Raw genomic sequence first — 18,857 nt, 5'->3', positions numbered from 1 at the left:
GCTCCGACCGTGGACGAGCGTACCGGCCTGCCCGTGGTGACGATGATCGGCGGCGGCCAGCTGGCGCGGATGACCCACCAGGCCGCGGTCGCGCTCGGCCAGTCGTTGCGGGTCCTCGCGACGGGGCCGGGCGAGCCCGCGGCGCTGGTGACGCCCGACGTCGTGCTGGGCGAGCACACCGACCTCGAGGCCCTGCGCCGCGCGGCCGTCGGCGCCGAGGCCCTGACCTTCGACCACGAGCACGTGCCCGGCGAGCACCTGCGTGCCCTGGTCGCCGACGGCGTCGCGGTGCACCCCGGCCCGGACGCCCTGCGGCACGCCCAGGACAAGCTCGTCATGCGCACCCGCCTGCGCGAGCTCGGCGAGCCCGTGCCGCCGTTCGCCGCGGTGGAGGGCGTCGACGACGTCACCGCGTTCGCGCAGGAGCACGGCTGGCCGGTGGTGCTCAAGGCCGTCCGGGGCGGCTACGACGGGCGCGGCGTGTGGGTCCTCGACGACGCCGGGGCGGCGCGGGCCACCGTCACCGAGCTGCTCGCGGCGGGCACGCCGCTCATGGTCGAGCAGGAGGTGGCCCTGCGCCGCGAGCTCGCCGCGGTCCTCGCCCGCTCGCCGTTCGGGCAGGCGGCCGTGTGGCCGGTGGTCGAGACCGTGCAGTCCCACGGCATCTGCACCGAGGTCCTCGCTCCTGCGCCCGGGCTCGACCCCGGGCGTGCCCAGGAGGCCGAGGAGCTCGCGCTGCGGATCGCCCACGCGCTCGGCGTCGTCGGGCTGCTCGCGGTGGAGCTGTTCGAGACCGAGCAGGGCCTCGTGGTCAACGAGCTCGCCATGCGCCCGCACAACTCGGCGCACTGGACGATCGAGGGCTCGGTGACCTCGCAGTTCGAGCAGCACCTGCGCGCGGTGCTCGACTACCCCCTCGGCGCCACCGCGACCACCGCGCCCGTCACCGTCATGGCCAACGTGCTCGGCGGTGACCCCGTCCCGACCACCGGCGTCGACGAGCGCCTGCACCACACCCTCGCCCGCTTCCCCGACGCGCGCGTGCACCTCTACGGCAAGGCCGAGCGCCCGGGCCGCAAGGTCGGGCACGTCACCGTGCGCGGTGACCACGTCGACGACGTGCGGACCCGCGCCCGGCTGGCCGCCGACCACCTCTCCACCGGCGTGTGGAGCGACGGATGGGACCCGCACTCGTGAGCACCGAGCCCGCCGTCGGCATCGTCATGGGCAGCGACTCCGACTGGCCGACCATGCGCGCCGCCGCCGAGGCCCTCGACGAGTTCGACGTGCCGTGGGAGGCGCGGGTGCTCTCGGCGCACCGCACCCCGCGGGTCATGCTCGACTGGGCGGCCGCGGCCGCCGGGCGCGGGCTGCGCGTCGTGATCGCCGGCGCCGGCGGGGCGGCGCACCTGCCCGGCATGGTCGCGTCGGCGACGACGCTGCCGGTGATCGGCGTCCCGGTGCCGCTGGCGCACCTCGACGGCATGGACTCGCTGCTCTCGATCGTGCAGATGCCCGCCGGTGTCCCGGTGGCGACGGTGTCGATCGGCGGGGCGCGCAACGCGGGCCTGCTCGCCGTGCGGATGCTCGGCGCCTCCGACCCGGCGCTGGCCCGGGCGGTGGAGCGCTTCCAGGCCGGGCTGGCCGAGGCCGTCGCCGCCAAGGACGAGGCCCTCGCGGCTCGGGCTCACGGCGAGGCCGAGGGCGCCAGCGACCCCGTGAGGTAGCGCTGGATGGTCGGACCGTAGGCGGCGACCAGGGTCTCCCGGTCGGCGGCCGCGAGCTCGGGCAGCGCCAGGATCTGGCGGGCGACGAGGACCCCGACGACCTGCGAGGCGCAAAGGTCGGCGCGCAGCCGGGGGCGGTCAGCCCCCGTGTGCTCGCTGACGGCGGCGGCGAGCCGGTCGAGGATCGCCTCGCCGAGGAACTCGCGCATCATCCGCGCCGCGTCCGGGTGCCCGACGGCCGAGCGCACGAGCCCGAGCATGGGGTTGGCGTCACCGAGCTGGTCGACCACGGTGAGCAGGAGCCGCATGAGCCGCTCGCCCAGCCCGTCGACCCCGGGCGCGAGCAGGCGGGGCACGACCACGCCCGGGTCGAGCGGGAACTCCATCGCCGCGACGAAGAGCCCCTGCTTGGTGCCGAAGAAGTGCATGACCAGCGCCGGGTCCACCCCGGCGTCGCCGGCGATGGCGCGGACGGTCGCGCCGCGGAAGCCGTCGGTGCCGAAGCGCGCCCGGGCCGCGTCGAGGATCGCCTCCCGCGTGCCGGAGTCACCGGGCCGGCGTCCGCGCGGGGTCGGGTCGGTGGCCACGGGACGATCCTAGTTCAACAGCCGTTGATTTCTGCGCGCGACGGGTCCACACTCGGATTCAACAGGCGTTGAGATCGCTGGAGGTGGGAACGATGGAGCGGACGACGTGCTGCGTGGTCGGCGGCGGGCCGGCCGGGATGGTGCTGGGCCTGCTCCTCGCGCGGGCCGGGGTCGAGGTCACGGTGCTCGAGAAGCACGCGGACTTCCTGCGCGACTTCCGCGGCGACACCGTCCACCCGACGACGCTCGACCTGCTCGACGAGCTGGGCCTCGGCGCGCGGTTCGCCGCGCTGCCGCAGAGCCGCCTCGACCTGGTCTCGTTCCCGGTCGACCGCGACGAGACGCTGGTCGTCGGCGACCTGCGCCGCCTCGCCGGGCGGGTGAAGCACCCCTACATCGCGATGGTCCCGCAGTGGGACCTGCTCGACCTGCTCGCCGACGCGGGCGCCGCCGAGCCGGCGTTCACGCTGCGGATGGACACCGAGGTCACCGAGCTGCGCCGCGACGCGGACGGCCGGGTCACCGGGGTCGCGTACCGGACCGCCGACGGTGCCGAGGGCGAGATCGCCGCGGACCTCACGGTCGCCTGCGACGGGCGCGGAATCCACCGCCCGGGCGCAGGCGGGGCTGCGGGTCGTCGAGATCCCGGTGCCGATGGACGCCTGGTGGTTCCGCCTCCCGCGCCGCCCCGAGGACGGGTCGCCGGGGCTCACCCCGCGGATGAGCGAGGGGCGGATGGCCGTCGTCATCCCGCGCGAGGGGTACTTCCAGATCGCGTACCTGGGGGCCAAGGGCCGGGACGCCGAGCTCCGCGCCCGCGGGATCGCGGCGTTCCGTGCCGACGTCGCCGAGCTCGCGCCCGACCTCGCCGACCGCGTCGACGCCCTCGAGAGCATGGACGACGTCAAGCACCTCGACGTCCGGCTCGACCGGCTGTCGCGCTGGCACGTCGACGGGCTGCTCTGCCTCGGCGACGCCGCGCACGCGATGTCGCCGGTGGGCGGGGTCGGGATCAACCTCGCGGTCCAGGACGCCGTCGCCGCGGCCACCCTGCTCGCCGCCCCGCTGCTCCGCGACCAGGAGGGCGGGGCCCGGGTCACCCCCGGCGAGCTCGACGCCGTCCGGCGCCGGCGCCTGCTGCCGACGATCGCGGTGCAGGCGGTCCAGCGGCTCATGCACCGCGGGCTCGTGGTGCCGGTCCTGGCCGGGCGCCGCGGCGGCCCGCCCGCGCCGATCCGCCGGCTGCTCGCCCGGTTCCCGGCGCTGACGGTGGTGCCGGCCTACCTGATCGGGGTGGGCCTGCGGCCCGAGCGCGCCCCGGCCTTCGCGCGGCGCCCCGCCGAGCCGGCGGCGGTCGACCGGGGGTAGCCAGGCCCACACCCGGCGGCGCGACCGCGAGGTGCCGCGACGGTAGGACGTCCGAGTACCGTGATGGCGCAGTGCCGTCAGGGGCGTGGGCCAGTGGTGTGGAGGGACGTCGTGGATCCGGATTTCGACCTGTACAGCCTCGGCGAGGAGCGCGACGCGCTGCGGGAGTCGATCCGTGCCCTCGCGGAGAAGGAGATCGCCCCGTACGCCGCGGAGGTCGACCAGCAGGCGCGGTTCCCCACCGAGGCCCGCACCGCGCTGACCCAGAACGGCTTCCACGCCATCCACATCCCCGAGCAGTACGGGGGTGAGGGCGCCGACTCGATCGTCGCCTGCATGGTCATCGAGGAGGTCGCGCGGGTCGACGCGTCGGCCTCGCTGATCCCGGCGGTGAACAAGCTGGGCTCGACGCCGATCATCCTGTCCGGCTCCGAGGAGCTGAAGCAGCAGGTCCTGCCGACGATCGCCTCGGGCGAGTCGATGATCAGCTACGCGCTCTCGGAGCGCGAGGCCGGCTCCGACACGGTCTCGATGCGCACCCGGGCCCACCGGGACGGGGACGACTGGGTGCTCAACGGCACCAAGTGCTGGATCACCAACGGCGGCGTCTCCGACTGGTACACGGTCATGGCGAAGACCGACCCGGACAAGGGCGCCAACGGCATCTCGGCGTTCGTCGTGCACTCCGACGACCCGGGCTTCTCGGTCGGGCCGAAGGAGCACAAGCTCGGCATCAAGGGCTCGCCGACCACCGAGATCTACTTCGAGAACTGCCGCATCCCGGGCGACCGGATCATCGGCGAGCCGGGTACCGGGCTGAAGACGGCGTTCGCGACCCTCGACCACACCCGCCCGACCATCGGCGCGCAGGCCGTCGGCATCGCGCAGGGCGCCCTCGACGCGGCCGTCGACTACGCGCGCGAGCGCCACCAGTTCGGCAAGGCCGTCGCCGACTTCCAGGGGCTGCAGTTCATGCTCGCCGACATGGCCATGAACACCGAGGCCGCCCGCCACCTCGTCTACGCCGCCGCGGCGCGTGCCGAGCGCGGCGAGAGGATGGGCCTCATCGCCTCGGCGTCGAAGTGCTTCGCCTCCGACACGGCCATGTCGGTGACCACCGACGCCGTGCAGATCTTCGGCGGTGCCGGCTACACCGTCGACTTCCCGGTCGAGCGGATGATGCGCGACGCCAAGATCACGCAGATCTACGAGGGCACCAACCAGATCCAGCGCATGGTCATGGCGCGGAGCCTGCTGAAGAAGTAACCCGTTCGGGGTACTGCTCACGGAGCGTGTGGATCGCTAGCCTACCCGGGCGAAAGGGTCCGCGGCGGACGCGGCCCCGCCCCACGCTCCGTGAGAGGTCCTCCCATGCAGTGGTACCTGAAGGTGCTCAAGCAGTACGCCGACTTCAACGGGCGTGCGCGGCGCACCGAGTTCTGGATGTTCGTGCTGTTCAACATCCTCGCGGTGATCGTGCTGAGCATCATCGACGTGCTGATCGGCACCGCGAGCTTCTCGACCACGAGCACCGGCTTCTCCACCAGCGGCGGCCTGCTGACCACGATCTACCAGCTCGCCGTGCTCATCCCGTCGCTCGCGGTCGGCGCCCGGCGCCTGCACGACACCGGCCGCTCGGGCTGGTGGCAGCTGCTCGCCCTCATCCCGCTGGTCGGCATCATCATCCTCATCGTCTGGTGGGCCACCGACGGGCAGCCCGGCGCCAACGAGCACGGCATGAACCCGAAGCAGGACGCGATGGCCGGCTACCCGCAGGGCGGCTACCCGCAGCAGGGCTACGGCCAGGGCGGCTACCCGCAGCAGGGCTACGACCAGGGCGGCTACCCGCAGCAGGGTTACCCGCAGGGCTACCCGCAGCAGGGTGGCTACCAGCAGGGCGGCTACCCGCAGCAGCAGCAGTACCCGCCGCAGCAGCAGTACCCGGGCGCGCCGCAGGCGTGACGGGCGGGGCCACCGCGCCCCCGACGAACGCACGGGCGGGCCCCCGCCCCCGACGAACGAACGGCGCTCTCGCTGCTACCGATGCAGCGAGAGCGCCGTTCGTTCGTCCGGGGGGTCGGCGTCCGGGGGCGTGCCGAGGGCCGGACGGCTCAGCTCAGCCGGCGAGCGGGCCGCCGGGGCCGAAGGCGTGGGCGGCGAAGCGCCCGGCGATGAGCCGGTGGGTCGCGGGGTCGGGGTGGAGCCGGTCGGGCAGGGGCAGCTCGGCGGCGTCGGCCTCGCCGTAGAGCTCCCGGCCGTCGAGGTGGTGCAGGTGCGGGTCGTCGGGGGCCCGCTGCGCGACGACGCGCGCGAGCTCCTCGCGGATCACCTGCAGCGTCAGCCGCCCGGACGCGACGTCGGCGGGGTCGCCGGTGGCGCGGAAGAACAGCGTGCCCTCGTCGGCGACGTCCATGGCGCCGGGGCCCGGGGTCTCCTCGTGGATCGGGCAGAGGATCGACGAGACGACCAGCAGCGGCGTCGTCGGGCGTCCCTCCCGGATCGTGTCGAGGAACCCGTGCACCGCGGGCCCGAGCGCGCGGCGGCGCAGGAGGTCGGCGTTGACGAGGTTGATGCCGATCTTGAGGCTGATGACGTCGGCCGGGGTGTCGCGGATGGCGCGCGCGGTGAACGGGTCCAGCAGCGCGCTGCCGCCGAAGCCCAGGTTGACCAGCTCGACGCCGGCCTCCGCCGCGGCCAGGGCGGGCCAGGTCGTCGACGGGCTCGCGGCGTTGGAGCCGTGGCTGATCGAGCTGCCGTGGTGCAGCCAGACCCGCCGGTCGCCGGTCGGTGCCGCGGTCAGCGGGGCGTCGGAGCGCAGGGCGACGAGCTCGGTGATCTCGGTGTGCGGGAGCCAGACCTCGACGAACTTGTCGCGGTCGGCGAGGCCGTCGAAGCGCACGGTGCCGACCGGGCCGGGCTCGGTCGTCGCGGCGCCCGTGGCGGGATCGAGCCGCAGCACCTTGCCGCCCGAGGTGCCGCCCCGGGCGACGAGCTCGCCGTCGACGCGCAGGTCGTAGACGCCGTCCGGGCGCAGTGGCGTGCCGACGTAGCCGACGCGCGTGCGCAGCGTGTCCAGCTCGACGACCGTCGCCCGCGTGTGCACGGCGACCCGCACCCCGGACGGCTGGGCCTCGGCCATGGCGACCTGGCCCCTATCGGCGTGCTCCATTGAATGCGCCTGCGCGCGCGCCCGGGCGGGCAGGCGGTGGGGGAGGACCCCGTGCTCGGTGCGCTCGAGCTCGACGGCGCCGCGCAGGAGGTCGGCGGTGATCTCGGTGGTGATGTCCGGGGTGCTCACAGGACGCGGGTGACCTTCTCCGTGCCGGCGCGCCGCTCCTGGTCGCCGGCGGGGTGCCGCACCTGCACCAGCGAGGCCCCGGCGGCGAGCACGGCGAGGAAGCCGTCGACGAGGCCGCCGGCGGTCGCGAGCGGCCACGAGGCGGTGGAGAGCACCCGGTCGCCCGCGCCGAGCCCGAGCTCGGCCGCGCGCTCCCGGGCGGTGGCGACGACGGTCGCGACGTCGGCGCCCTCGAGCGCCGGGGCGTCCTCGCCGACCGGGGTGAGCGGGTCGAAGTGGTCGCCGTGCACGCGGACCTCGGTGGCGTAGTCGACCGCGCCCCGGGGCAGCGCGTCCCCCAGCCCCTGGCCGAACGCGTCGAGGGAGAAGCCGACGACGAGCCCGGCGGCGCCCGCGGCCCCGAGGTGCTCGGCGTCGGTCAGGGCGACCTCGGCGCCCGCGGGCTCGGCGACCGCCTCGGCGCCGCAGGCCCACACCGCGCACAGCGCCGCCGCGGTCTGCCAGTGCGCGGGCAGCAGCACCGCGACCGGGGTGCCGGGCTCGACGTCGCACTCGTCGCGCAGGAGGTTCGCGGTCTTCGCGACCCAGTTGCCGAACGTGGCGCCGGAGAGCTCGATGCGCTCGCCGGTGGCGTCGTCGTAGAAGGTGATCAGCGGGCGGGCCGGGTCGCCCGCGAGCCACGGGGCGAGCAGGGCGTCGGTGACGGTCATCGGGCCCGGACGCTATCGCCCGTCGCTCAGTCGATGCAGGGGACGCCGTCGGCGGTGATCGCCGGCTGGGGCGGCGGGGCGGGGGCGACCTCGCCGCCGCCGGTCAGCCCGCCCGAGGCGCCGGAGGCCGGAGGCGGGCTGGGTGCGGCGCCGGGCCCGTCGTAGTCGGCGCCGAGCAGCACGCGCACGGTGTTCGGCGGGACCGTCGGGTCGAAGCGGGTCGGCAGGTCGTCGAGGCTGCGGGCGACGCGCGCGCCCGCCCCGTCGCCCGCCGGGCCGAACAGCACCTCGGAGCGCGGGGCCGGGGCCTCGGCGTTGCCGGCGACCGTCCGGGCGTAGCCCTGCGCGGAGAGCACGGCGACGACCCTCGCGGCGGCCCCCTCGGCGTCGGAGGCGTTGCGGACGTCGACGGGGATGGTCGCGGGCGCGGGGCCGTCGTCGTTGGCGTCGGCGGAGTCCTCGGGCCCGATGGCGTCCGCGACGAAGCGCTGCACGGTCCTCGGGTCGACGTCGAGGACCTCGCCGCGCCCCTCGACGTTCCGCGTGCCGTTGGTGGGGATGGTCAGGAACGCGACCGCGCCGGCGCTGACGTCCTGCATCTGCTGGCCGAAGCGCAGCAGGTCCCACCCGCCGTCGAGCACCACCGACTGCTGGACGGCCTCGAGCAGGCGGCCGAGGGTGAGCGGGTCGGCGAGCGTGCCGGTGGAGAGCACCTTGCGCGACATCGAGGCGAGGAACGCCTGCTGGCGGCGGATGCGGTCGAGGTCGCCGTTGGGCAGGCCGTGGCGCTGGCGGACGAAGGCCAGCGCGTCGCGCCCGGCGATCGTGCGCGGGCCCGCGGGGAAGCGGGCGCCGGAGAGCTCGTCGTCCACGGGGTTGCGGAGGCACACGTCGACGCCGCCGATGGCGTTGGTCAGCGTGTAGAAGCCCATGAGGTTGACCTCGGCGTAGTGGTCGACGGTCAGCCCGGTGAGGTCGGCGACGGAGCGCACCAGCTCCTGGCGGCCGGCCTCGGACGAGCGGACGTCGACCTCGCGCGGGTCGGTGACGCCGGACGCCACCAACCGGTTGGCCTCGTCGGCCTTCGCGCCGGGGTACGCCGAGTTGATCTTGTCGCGGCGGAAGGCGCCGGGGATCGAGACGTAGCTGTCGCGGGGGATCGAGAACGCGACCGCACGGCTGCCGTCGTTGGGCACCCGCACCAGGATCATCGTGTCGGTGTTGACGACGCCGTCCGCGGCGCCGGCGCCCAGCTCGCGCAGCGCCTCCTCGGGCAGCGGCCGGCCCTGGGCGTCGGTGCGGCTGTCGACGCCGACGAGCAGGATGTCGGTCGCGCCGTCGGCGGCGTCGCCGACCGGGCCGTTGCCCAGGGCGCTCGTGCCGCCGACGCTGCCCGACAGCGCCGCCCACGCCGAGCCCGACAGCGCGAAGACCAGCACCGAGAGCACGACGAGGCCCGTGCGGATCCAGCGGCCGATCGGCCGGCGCCCGTCCCCCTCGGGGAGCTCGCGCACCGGCCGCGGCCGGCCGGGGGGACGCGGCGGGGGCGGGCCGGGACGGCCCCGGTCGCGATCGGGCCGGTCCCGGGAGGGGCGGCGGTCGAGGTCGCGGGGGTCGCGGTCGCGGGGGTCGCGGTCGCGGGGATCGCGGTCGCGGGGATCGCGGTCGCGGGGGTCGCGGTCGCGGGGCCCCGGGCGTCGTGGGCGCCCGGGCGGCCCGGGGAGGTCGTCGGGGCCCGCGACGCGGCTGCTCGTGCGCGACCCGGCGGGGACGGCGGAGAGCTCGGCGAGGTCGCGGCGGCGCAGGCGTGCCCCGGCGCCGTCACCGTTGCCGTTCCGGCGGGCAGCACCGTTGCCGGCACTGCCGTTGCTGGCACTGCCGTTGCCGCCACTGCTGCCGTTGCTGCGGGCGGAGGGCCGGCGGTCGGGCTGCGTGGCGCTGTCGTCGGGGGCGGGGCCCCACCCGTCGTCCCGGTCGCCGGGATCGCCGGGGTCGCCGGCGGGCGGTCCACCGGCGCGGCCGGGGCTGCGGCGGGCCGCGGACGGCCCGAAGCGGCGGGCCGGGTCACGGCGGGTCGGGCCGGGGTCGTCACGGTCCATCGCCCCGCCTCCCTCCGCCGTCCGGGCCCCGGGCGAGGGCCGTCGGTCGATCATGGTCCGTCGTCGCCGCGGGCCCGCGGCGCCCCCGGCGAGGCGCTGGTGGGCTCCCCCCGGTGCCGGGCCCGGTCGGGGCTCGCGCCGTCGACGAGGGGCCTGTCCAGAGGCTAGACGGCGTCCGTCCCGTTCGGTGTCTCTCACCCGTTGGACGGCTCGTCGGCGCGTCGCGGCGACGCGCGGTGAGTGCGGGCCGGTTCCCGTGGCTCGAGCTGGGGGTCGAGGCGCCGGGGCCGTGCGACGGCGGTGACCGGGCACGCACGGGCGTCACCCGGCGGGCTGGGAGACTGCCGCGCGTGATCGACGGGGGGCGGGGTCCGGTGCGGTGGATGGTGACCGGGGCGGGGGGCGCGCTGGGGACGGACCTCGTCGCCCGGCTCACCGCGCCCGGCGACGAGGGAGCCCCGCCGGACGACGCCGTGCTCGCCGTGACCCGCGCCGAGCTCGACGTCACCGACGCCCCCGCCGTCCGCGCCGCGGTGCACGGGTGGGCCGGCGGGACGGCCGGGGCGGGGCGGCCGGTGCTCGTCAACGCCGCCGCCTACACCGCGGTCGACCGCGCGGAGACCGAGCCCGAGGCCCGCGCGGCGGCGTGGGCGGCCAACGCCGAGGCGCCCGGCCTGCTCGCGGCGGCGTGCGCGGAGGTCGGCGCGACGATGGTCCACGTCTCCACCGACTACGTCCTCGGCCCGCTGCCCGACGGCGCGCGCCGCCCCCTCGAGCCCGACGACCCCACCGCACCCGCCGGCGTGTACGCGCGCAGCAAGCTGGCGGGGGAGCAGGCCGTGCGCGCCGCGCTGCCCGACGCCCACCACGTCGTGCGGACCGCGTGGGTCTACGGCGCCACCGGGACGAACTTCGTGCGCACGATGGCCCGGCTCGCCCGTGAGCGCGACACCGTCGACGTCGTCGACGACCAGCACGGCTCGCCCACGTGGTCGGCGGACCTCGCCGCGGGCCTGGTCGCGCTCGCGCGCTCGTCGGCACCCGCGGGGACACGGCACGTCGCGGGCGGCGGGGCGACGACGTGGTGCGGGCTCGCGCGCGCGGTGTTCGAGGAGCTGGGCGCCGACCCCGCCCGCGTGCGCCCCTGCGACACCGCGTCCTTCCCCCGTCCGGCCCCGCGCCCGGCGTGGTCGGTGCTCTCCGACGCGTCGTGGCGCGCCGCGGGCCTCGAGCCCCTACCACCGTGGCGGGAGGCCCTGGGCAGGGCGGTCAGGCACCACCCGGAGCTCCTGCTGGGCTGAACGGGCTAGCCCCGTCATCACATCGATGTGATTTGCGTGTCCTCGGGGCGGTCTCGCGCGTTGAGCGGTCATGGCTGTGGAGACGGTCCTCCTCGCGCTGCTCGGGCTGGTCGCCGTGTGGTTGGTGATCGACGCCGGGCGCGAGCGACACCGGTTGCGAGCGCGGGTGGCCCGCGACGAGCGGTGGCAGGCCGAGCGACGGCGCCACGCGCGGCGCGAGCCGGCGGCGAACGCCTCGCCCGACGCCTGGCGCTACTGGCCGCTGACGCTGCCCTCCCCGGACGACGCCACGCGCGGTCCGCGGCTGTAGGTGCGCCCCGCGCACGTGAGCAGAAAGAAGTGCCCTGGCACTCCTTTCTGCTCACCTGCGCGCAGCGCACACTGATCCGGTGACGGAGCAGGCCGCGCCGGGGGCGAGCGGGCCGTCGGTGGACGCCGACGCGCACGACGACGCCGAGCCCCTCTGCGCCGAGGCGCGGGCGCTCCTCGCCGACCCGCACCCCGACCCGGCCGTGCACCACGAGGAGCTCGTCGCCGTGCTGCGCCGGGCCCTGGCCAGCGGGGAGCCGTCGGCGCACGGGCTGCTCGCGAACGCCCACCTCGCTCGCGGCAACCGCCGCGACGCCGTCGAGATCCTGACACCGGTCGTCATGGGCCGCGGGCGCACCGACCTCGCGGGCCTCCTGGGCGAGACCCTCGCCGCGGTCGGCGACCACGAGCGCGCCGAGGCCGCCTTCCTCGTCGGCCTGGACGCCGGCGACCCCGCGGCCACCAACGACTACGGCGTCTTCCTGCGCGAGCGCGGGCGCACCCAGGAGGCGCTCTACGTGCTCGACCGCGCGGTGCGCCTGGGCGACGAGCTCGCGGGGCTCAACCTCGTGGCGCTGCACCTCGAGGAGCTCGACGACCCGCTGACCGCGGCCGAGCTCGCCGAGGACCTCCACGACGAGGGCCGACCGGCGACCCTCGTCGCGCTCGCCGACTGCCGGCTCGCCGAGGGGCGGGTACCGGAGGCCGAGGAGCTCTACCGCCGCGCCGCCGAGCTCGGGGCGCCGTGCGCGCACGTCTACTACGGCTGGTTCCTGCGCGACCGCCGCGACGACCTCGCCGGCGCCGAGGAGCAGCTGCGCCGGGCCCACGAGGTCGGCGAGCCGGGCGCGGCGTTCCACCTGGGCCGCTTCCTGCACGACCTCGGCCGCCGCGAGGAGGCGCAGCCGTTCCTCGAGGAGGCGTCGTGGCGCGGCGACCCCGACGCCGAGGCCCTCCTCGAGGCGGAGTACCGCGGGCTGGTCGACGAGTGGGACGACTGAGTCGGCCACAATGCCGGCCGTGCCCGACCCCGTGCCCGCCTACGGCCCCGCCCTCGCCGTCGTCGCCGTGACCTACTCGCCGGGTGAGTCGCTCGCCGAGTTCCTGACCTCGCTGGAGAAGGCCACGTCCCGGCCCCACCGCGTGGTGCTGGCCGACAACGGCTCGGTCGACGGCGTCCCGGAGGCCGCGGCCGCCGCCGACGACCGCGTCGAGCTGCTGCGGATCGGCGAGAACGTGGGCTACGGCGCCGCGGCGAACCGCGCGGTGGCGGGGCTGCCGGCCGAGGTGGGCTGGGTGCTCGTCGCCAACCCGGACATCGCGTTCGGCCCGGGCAGCCTCGACGCGCTGCTCGACGCGGGCGAGCGGTGGCCGCGCGCCGGGGCGCTGGGCCCGCTGATCCGCACGGGCGGCGAGGTCTACCCCTCGGCGCGCCGGCAGCCCAGCCTCGGCCGCGGCGTCGGGCACGCGCTGTTCGCGGCCGTGTGGCCCGCGAACCCGTGGACGCGCGCCTACCGGCAGGACGGCGCCGTCGCCGAGCGCACCGCGGGCTGGCTCTCCGGCTCCTGCGTGCTGCTGCGCCGCGAGGCGTGGGACTCGGTGGACGGCTTCGACCCGCGCTACTTCATGTACTTCGAGGACGTCGACCTCGGCGACCGCCTCGGGCGCGCCGGCTGGCTCAACGTCTACGTGCCGGACGCGGAGGTCACCCACACCGGCGGGCACGCCACCGAGCGCGACGCGCCGACCTCGACCCGCATGCTCGCCGAGCACCACCGCAGCGCCTACCGCTTCCTTGCCGACCGCTACCGCGGCCGTCGCTGGGCGCCGCTGCGCCTCGGGCTGCGGGTCGGGCTGCGCCTGCGGGCCCGGACCGGGGCGCGTTCGGCGTTCTCGGGACCCAGGGCCCGGCCCAGGTACCCCAGCACGAGCGCGGTGACCTCCTCGGCGAACGCCTCCCGCGCGATCGGCGGCTCCTCGAGCACGTAGCCGACCGCGAGGCTCTCGACGGTCCGCACGAGCAGCCAGGCGACGGTGCCCGCCGGGTGCCGCAGCTCCCCGCCGTGGCGCGCGAGCAGGGTGCTCGTGAGCAGGGCGTCGACGCGGCGGGCGAAGGCGGCGCGCCGGTCGTCACCGGCCCGGGGCAGGCGCTCGGCGACCGCGCGCAGCAGCGCCGGGTGCTCGGCGAGCGCGTCGACGAGCGCGAGCACCACCCGCCGCACCGCCACCGTCGCGTCGCGCTCGGCGGCGGTGTCGACGAACGCGCGCGTCACCCGCTCCTCGAGGTCGTCGGCGTAGCGGCGCACGACCTCGTCGAGGACGGCCTCCTTGTCGGGGAAGTACTGGTAGAGCGAGCCCGGGCTGATGCCGGCCGCGGCGGCGACGTGGTTGGTGGTCAGGCCGTCGGTGCCGCGCTCGAGCAGCACGCTCCGCCCGGCGGCCACGATCCGCTCGACCATCGCCCGCGAGCGCTCCTGGCGGGGCTCGCGGCGACGGCGCGGAGCGGTCACGGTCGTCGGGCGGACGCGACTTGAACGCGAGCAGGAACTCGTCTCAGCATGGTGCGCATGGTGGCACGCGAGCAGCTCGACCCCTATCCCGGTCGCTACCGCGCCGCACCCGAGCGCTCGCGGCGCATCGCGCGCCCGCTGGGCCTGGTCGCCCGGGTGCGGTCGACCGACGAGGAGCTGCTCGACCGCATCGGGCGGCGCATGTTCGCCCGCGACGAGGTCGGGGCGGATCTCGCCGCGGCGATGAGCCGCCCGCGCGGCGACGAGGACCGCGTCACGATGGCCGCGTTCCACCGTGCCCTCGCCGGCGCGGAGCCGGAGACCCCGGCGCTGGCGCGCTTCCTCGCGGTCGTCGAGGACACCCCGGACTGGGTGGACCCCGCCCTCGTCGAGCGCGGCGGCCGCGCGCTGCGGCGGATGGGGCGCACGCTCGACGACGTCCTGCTCACGCTCTCGCTCATCGGCGGCTACCGCTTCGGCGGGCCCGCCGACCTGCTCGTCGCCACGGGCGGGCTCACCGGCTCCACGGCGATGCGCCGCCTCGGGGAGACGACGGCGTGGGCGCGCGCGGTGATCGCGCCGGGCGGGCTGCGCCGCGACGGCGAGGGCTGGCGGCTCACGGTGCACGTGCGCGCCATGCACGCCCTGGTCGGCCGGCGCTTCGAGACCGACGGGCGCTGGGACGTCGGGCACTGGGGCCTGCCGGTCAACCAGTCCGACCAGGCCGCGACGCTCGGGCTCTTCAGCAGCACCGGCCTGCTCGGCGCCCGCGCGCTGGGGTGGGTGGTGACGCCCGCCGAGTCGCACGCCGTCATGCACCTGTGGCGCTACACGGGCTGGCTCATGGGCGTCGACGAGGACTGGCTGTTCACCACCGAACGCGAGCAGAACCACTTCCTGCACCACGTCCTGCTCGTCCAGGACGACGTCACCCCGGCCGGTCCGGCGCTCGCCCGCGCGCTCGTCGACGGCCAGCGGGCGACGGCGTCGAGCCCCTGGCGCGGCGCACTGCGCCGGCGCCACGTGCTCGGCCTGCTGCGCTGGTTCCTCGGACGCGAGGCGCTGCGGGACCTGGGACTCCCCGACGGCCCGCTCCGGTCCCTGCCCTGGACCGTGCCGCCGACCGTCCTGCGCAACCTCGTGCTCTCGGGGCTCGTGGCCCGCACCCGGCGCGGCCGCCGGGCGCTCGAGCGGGCCGGCGACGCCTGGACGCGCCGCGAGCTCGACCGCCGCTTCGCCGGCGCCCGGCCCGGGGTGGCGGAGCTGCCGGGGTAGCGAGCGGGGTCACATCGTCGCCCGGGAGTGGACGAAAGTCCGTGGTGCGGGGCGCGCCCGGCGCGGTGTGCTCGGCCCATGGGCACCGCGGCGGTCGGGGGCTTCGTCGACGGGCGGGCCCGCGCGCGGTTCGCCGCGGCGTGGCAGGCCGCGATGGGGGCGCTGCCGCCGCACGCCCCGCACACCGTCGACACGGCCTTCGGCACGGTGCGCGTGCACCGCTTCTCGCGCCGGGGCGGGACCCCGGTCCTCCTGCTCCCGGGCCGGCGGGGCACGACGGCGATGTGGGCGCCGAACCTGCCCGCCCTCGCGGCCCGGCACACGGTGTGGGCGCTCGACCCGCTCGGCGAGCCCGGCGCGAGCGTCCAGACCGCCCCGATCACCGGTGACGCCGACCAGGCCGCCTGGCTCGCCGAGGTCGCCGCCGCGCTCGGCGCCCCGCTCCACGTCGTCGGGGCGTCGCTGGGCGGGCGCTGGGCCCTGGAGCTCGCGGTCCGCCACCCCGGCCTGGTCCGCTCGCTGACCCTCCTCGACCCGGCCCACACCCTCGCGCGCCTGCGCGTCGGGTTCCTCCTCGCGTCGCTGGCCGCGCCCGTCGGCGGCGAGCGCCTGCTCCTGCGCGTCGCCGGGGGCGGGGCAGCGCCCACCGAGCCCGCCGAGCCCACCGAGCCCGCCGAGCCCGCCGAGCCCGCCGACGACCCGCTCACCGCGGTCCTCGAGCTCGGCGCGAGCACCTACCGGATGCGCCTCGGCCCGCCCGGCTACCCCGGGGACGCGGCGCTGCGGTCGCTGGCGATGCCGGTCTTGGCCCTGCTCGGCGGGCGCAGCACGGTCCTGCACGCCGGCCGGGCCGCGCGGCGGGCCCGCGCGCTGATCCCGGACGTCGAGGTCGAGGTGTGGCCCGACGCCGGCCACGCGCTGCCGAGCTCCCACGCCGAGGCCGTCAACGCGCGGCTGGCGGCGTTCCTCGCCCGGGTGGGGGTCTGAGCCGGTCGGCGCGCCGGGGTGCCGTCAGCGACCGAAGAGCCGCCGCCACCACGAGCGCGGGGGCTCCTCGGCGGGCGCCCGGTCGTCCTCCGGCCCGGGCGCGGGACCGGGCCCGCCGGGGAAGGGGTTGGCGGGGAACGGCGAGGTGCCCGGGTGGGCCGCCGACGGGCGCGTCTCGAAGCGCACGGTGGTCGGGTCGCCGGCCTCGTCGCCGTCCTGGTCGTCCGGGTGTCGGTGGTGGCCGTTGCGGGTCCGGCCCTGACCGGGCTGCCCGTCGACCTGTCCGTCCGGCCGGAGCCGGTCGTGGCGCAGCCGCTGGGTGAGGTCTGGGTCGTGGCCCCGGCCCCGCGAGGTCAGCCCGTGCGGCAGGATCGTGGTGCTCGAGGCGTCGAACGGCGAGACCGCGGAGTCGGGCGTGATGACGTCCTCGTCACGCTCCGTGGCTCGCTGGGAGGCGTGCGCGATGGCGTCCTGGGCGCGCTCCCACGCATTCGAGGCCACCTGCGACCCTCCTGCTCGTTCCCCCGACGGGCGGGTCTCGGCCGGGTCGTCGGCCGACACGGCCCCGGGAGGGTCCACACTATCGCCCGCGGTCACGATTCGTCATCGACGAGGGGGGTCTTCGGGTGATGCAGACAGGGGACGCGGGGCTCGACGGGACGATCATCGACCCCGCGCGCACCGCCGCGGTGGTGCTCGTCGGCGGGCAGGGCAGCCGGTTGCGGCCGCTCACGCTGAGCACGCCGAAACCGATGCTGCCGACGGCCGGGGTGCCGTTCCTGACGCACCTGCTCTCGCGGATCGCGGCGGCCGGCATCCGCACCGTCGTGCTCGGCACCGCGTACCGCGCGGAGGTGTTCGAGGGGTTCCTGGGCGACGGCGCGGCGCTGGGCCTGGACCTCACCTGCCGCCCCGAGCCCGAGCCGCTCGGCACCGGCGGCGGCATCCGCTACGCGGCGGACGCGCTCGCGCCCGGGTTCGACGAGGTCGTCGTGTTCAACGGCGACATCCTCTCCGGGGTCGACGTGCGCGCCGTGATCGGCGAGCACCGCGCGGCGGGCGCGGACGCGACCCTGCACCTCGTGCGGGTCCCCGACCCCACCGCGTTCGGCTGCGTGCCCACCGACGCGACGGGGCGGGTCACCGCGTTCCTGGAGAAGACGCTCACGCCGCCGACCGACCAGGTCAACGCCGGCTGCTACGTCTTCCGCCGCGAGGTGGTCGACGCGATCCCCACCGGCCGCCCCGTGTCCGTGGAGCGCGAGACGTTCCCGGGCCTGCTCGCGGGCGGCGCGCGGCTGCAGGGCCACGTCGAGTCGTCGTACTGGCTCGACCTCGGCACCCCCGCCTCGTTCGTGCGCGGCAGCGCCGACCTCGTGCAGGGCGCCGCGCCCACCGCGGCGCTGCCGGGGCCGGTCGGCACGGCACTGATGCTGCCCGGGGCGAAGGTGGCGTCCTCGGCGTCGCTGACCGACGGCACGACGCTCGGCGCCGACGTCCATGTCGGCGAGGGCAGCCGGATCTCCGGGTCGGTGGTGATGGACGGGGCGCGGATCGGCGACGGCGCGGTCGTCGAGCGCTCGGTGATCGGCCCGGGCGCGACGATCGGCGACGAGACCGTGGTCAGCGACGCGGTCGTCGGCGACGGCGCGTCGATCGGGGCGTCGTGCGAGCTGCTCGCCGGCGTGCGGATCTGGCCCGGTCTCGTCGTCCCCGACGGCGGTCTGCGATTCTCGGGTGGTGCCTGAGGCGCTCCTGCGGGCCCCCGCCGCCGAGCGGGTGTGGCGGCCCGACTTCGTGCTCGACCTGCGTGCGCTGATCGCCCCGCTGCGCCGCGGCAAGGGCGACCCGACGTTCCACACCGACGTCGAGGGCTCCCACGGCGGCGAGCTCTGGCGCGCGAGCCCGACGCCCGAGGGCCCGGCGACGCTCGCGCTGTCGCGGCGCGACGGGGAGGTTCGGGCGCGGGCGTGGGGACCGGGCGCGGCGTGGGTCGTCGACGGGGTGCCGGCGCTGCTGGGCGCCGAGGACGACGACGCCGGCTTCGTCGGCCACCACCCGCTGGTCGCCGAGACCCGCCGGCGCATGCCCGGCCTGCGTCTCGGGGCCACGCGCACGGTGTGGGACCAGCTGCTGCCCGCGATCCTCGAGCAGAAGGTGACGGGCACCGAGGCGCGCCGGTCGTTCCGCGAGCTGTGCTGGCGGTTCGGCGAGGACGCGCCGGGCCCGACCCCGCGGCCCATGAAGCTGCCGCCGACCCCGCGGCGCACCCGCGAGATCCCCGACTGGGAGTGGCACCGCGCCGGCGTCGACCAGGCCCGCCGCCGCGCGATCCTGGCCTGCGCCACCGTCGCGCACCGCCTGGAGTCCGCCGCCGAGCTGCGCGGCGAGGCCGGGCGCGCCCTGCTGCGCAAGGTGCCGGGGATCGGGGTGTGGACCGCCGCCGAGGTGGCCCAGCGCTCCTGGGGCGACCCCGACGCCGTCAGCGTCGGCGACTTCCACATCCCCTCGACCGTCGGCTGGGCGCTGGTGGGCCGCAAGCTCGACGACGCCGGGATGCTCGAGGTGCTGGCCTGCTACGCGCCCCAGCGTCAGCGCGCCGTGCGGTACATCGAGGCCTCGGGGTTCCGGCGCCCTCGCTTCGGGCCCCGCTTCTCGCCCAAGGACTACCGGACGTACTGACCCC

At 76.7% G+C, this 18,857-nt stretch carries 17 protein-coding genes and 2 pseudogenes; 13 read left to right on the top strand and 6 right to left on the bottom strand.

Annotation, left to right across the window (positions count from 1 at the left end; translation table 11 throughout):
• The first annotated feature begins 9 nt into the window (after window positions 1–9).
• Window positions 10–1,197 (top strand): 5-(carboxyamino)imidazole ribonucleotide synthase, encoded by a 1,188-nt coding sequence (locus ACYX4T_RS12145; protein WP_476014754.1) that lies wholly within the window; start codon window positions 10–12, stop codon window positions 1,195–1,197.
• The gene (purE, locus tag ACYX4T_RS12140; RefSeq protein ID WP_476014753.1) at window positions 1,179–1,727 is read left to right on the top strand and encodes a 5-(carboxyamino)imidazole ribonucleotide mutase; all 549 of its coding nucleotides are present in this window, start codon (window positions 1,179–1,181) and stop codon (window positions 1,725–1,727) included. The genes ACYX4T_RS12145 and purE overlap by 19 nt, the downstream gene beginning before the upstream one ends.
• Here the strand turns inward: purE and ACYX4T_RS12135 are convergent.
• Window positions 1,688–2,314 carry a TetR/AcrR family transcriptional regulator gene (locus ACYX4T_RS12135; RefSeq protein ID WP_476014752.1) on the bottom strand — a complete coding sequence of 209 codons (627 nt, stop codon included), beginning with the start codon at window positions 2,312–2,314 and terminating at the stop codon, window positions 1,688–1,690. The two genes, purE and ACYX4T_RS12135, sit on opposite strands and share 40 nt — an antisense overlap.
• Before the next feature lie 92 nt (window positions 2,315–2,406).
• Between ACYX4T_RS12135 and ACYX4T_RS12130 the strand changes: the two are divergent.
• The 3 genes and pseudogenes from ACYX4T_RS12130 to ACYX4T_RS12120 all read left to right on the top strand — a co-directional run bounded on the left by ACYX4T_RS12130 (window position 2,407) and on the right by ACYX4T_RS12120 (window position 5,644).
• Window positions 2,407–3,682, top strand: a pseudogene (locus tag ACYX4T_RS12130) (FAD-dependent oxidoreductase).
• 129 nt (window positions 3,683–3,811) lie between these two features.
• Window positions 3,812–4,948, top strand: coding sequence for an acyl-CoA dehydrogenase (locus tag ACYX4T_RS12125; protein ID WP_476015260.1), 1,137 nt, complete (start codon window positions 3,812–3,814; stop codon window positions 4,946–4,948).
• Window positions 4,949–5,053: 105 nt separating this feature from the next.
• Window positions 5,054–5,644, top strand: a complete 591-nt coding sequence (locus tag ACYX4T_RS12120) for a DUF805 domain-containing protein (protein ID WP_476014751.1) — start codon at window positions 5,054–5,056, stop codon at window positions 5,642–5,644.
• A gap of 154 nt (window positions 5,645–5,798) precedes the next feature.
• Here ACYX4T_RS12120 and ACYX4T_RS12115 read toward each other — a convergent pair whose 3' ends face one another.
• The 3 genes from ACYX4T_RS12115 to ACYX4T_RS12105 are packed head-to-tail and all read right to left on the bottom strand — an operon-like array spanning window position 5,799 to window position 9,789.
• On the bottom strand, window positions 5,799–6,980 hold the full coding sequence (locus ACYX4T_RS12115) for an SGNH/GDSL hydrolase family protein (protein ID WP_476014750.1): 1,182 nt from the start codon (window positions 6,978–6,980) through the stop codon (window positions 5,799–5,801).
• Window positions 6,977–7,690 (bottom strand): TIGR03089 family protein, encoded by a 714-nt coding sequence (locus ACYX4T_RS12110; RefSeq protein WP_476014749.1) that lies wholly within the window; start codon window positions 7,688–7,690, stop codon window positions 6,977–6,979. The genes ACYX4T_RS12115 and ACYX4T_RS12110 overlap by 4 nt, the downstream gene beginning before the upstream one ends.
• 26 nt (window positions 7,691–7,716) lie before the next feature.
• Window positions 7,717–9,789: an LCP family protein gene (locus ACYX4T_RS12105; protein ID WP_476014748.1), complete on the bottom strand. Its 2,073-nt coding sequence runs from the start codon at window positions 9,787–9,789 to the stop codon at window positions 7,717–7,719.
• Between the two features lie 383 nt (window positions 9,790–10,172).
• Between ACYX4T_RS12105 and rfbD the strand changes: the two genes are divergently transcribed.
• The 4 genes from rfbD (at window position 10,173) to ACYX4T_RS12085 (ending at window position 13,388) form a co-directional block, all read left to right on the top strand.
• Complete coding sequence (gene rfbD, locus ACYX4T_RS12100; RefSeq protein ID WP_476015259.1) at window positions 10,173–11,090, top strand: dTDP-4-dehydrorhamnose reductase; 918 nt, start codon at window positions 10,173–10,175, stop codon at window positions 11,088–11,090.
• 70 nt (window positions 11,091–11,160) lie between these two features.
• Window positions 11,161–11,400 (top strand): hypothetical protein, encoded by a 240-nt coding sequence (locus ACYX4T_RS12095; protein WP_476014747.1) that lies wholly within the window; start codon window positions 11,161–11,163, stop codon window positions 11,398–11,400.
• Window positions 11,401–11,479: 79 nt separating this feature from the next.
• On the top strand, window positions 11,480–12,400 hold the full coding sequence (locus tag ACYX4T_RS12090) for a tetratricopeptide repeat protein (RefSeq protein WP_476014746.1): 921 nt from the start codon (window positions 11,480–11,482) through the stop codon (window positions 12,398–12,400).
• A gap of 10 nt (window positions 12,401–12,410) precedes the next feature.
• Window positions 12,411–13,388: a glycosyltransferase family 2 protein gene (locus tag ACYX4T_RS12085; protein ID WP_476014745.1), complete on the top strand. Its 978-nt coding sequence runs from the start codon at window positions 12,411–12,413 to the stop codon at window positions 13,386–13,388.
• Here ACYX4T_RS12085 and ACYX4T_RS12080 read toward each other — a convergent pair.
• Window positions 13,373–13,858: pseudogene (locus ACYX4T_RS12080) on the bottom strand (TetR/AcrR family transcriptional regulator); the annotation flags it as partial. The gene ACYX4T_RS12085 and the pseudogene ACYX4T_RS12080 overlap by 16 nt on opposite strands.
• 108 nt (window positions 13,859–13,966) lie before the next feature.
• Between ACYX4T_RS12080 and ACYX4T_RS12075 the strand changes: the two are divergent.
• Window positions 13,967–15,184, top strand: coding sequence for an oxygenase MpaB family protein (locus tag ACYX4T_RS12075; RefSeq protein WP_476014744.1), 1,218 nt, complete (start codon window positions 13,967–13,969; stop codon window positions 15,182–15,184).
• Between the two features lie 78 nt (window positions 15,185–15,262).
• A complete protein-coding gene (locus ACYX4T_RS12070) occupies window positions 15,263–16,171 on the top strand; it encodes an alpha/beta fold hydrolase (protein ID WP_476014743.1) in 909 nt (302 codons plus the stop codon).
• A gap of 24 nt (window positions 16,172–16,195) precedes the next feature.
• Here ACYX4T_RS12070 and ACYX4T_RS12065 read toward each other — a convergent pair whose 3' ends face one another.
• Window positions 16,196–16,672, bottom strand: coding sequence for a hypothetical protein (locus tag ACYX4T_RS12065; protein WP_476014742.1), 477 nt, complete (start codon window positions 16,670–16,672; stop codon window positions 16,196–16,198).
• 128 nt (window positions 16,673–16,800) lie between these two features.
• On the opposite strand from ACYX4T_RS12065, the gene manB reads away from it, so the two are divergent.
• Both manB and ACYX4T_RS12055 read left to right on the top strand, forming a co-directional pair.
• Window positions 16,801–17,919 (top strand): mannose-1-phosphate guanylyltransferase, encoded by a 1,119-nt coding sequence (manB, locus tag ACYX4T_RS12060; protein WP_476014741.1) that lies wholly within the window; start codon window positions 16,801–16,803, stop codon window positions 17,917–17,919.
• Entirely contained in the window at window positions 17,912–18,853 is a 942-nt protein-coding gene (locus ACYX4T_RS12055; protein WP_476014740.1) for a DNA-3-methyladenine glycosylase family protein, read from the top strand. Before manB ends, ACYX4T_RS12055 begins: the two co-directional genes overlap by 8 nt.
• Window positions 18,854–18,857: the final 4 nt, after the last annotated feature.

The organism is Actinomycetospora sp. ABD4_176 (assembly GCF_056311855.1).
Note: the sequence above shows the minus strand (reverse complement) of the source record. Positions and strands in the feature narration are given on the sequence as shown.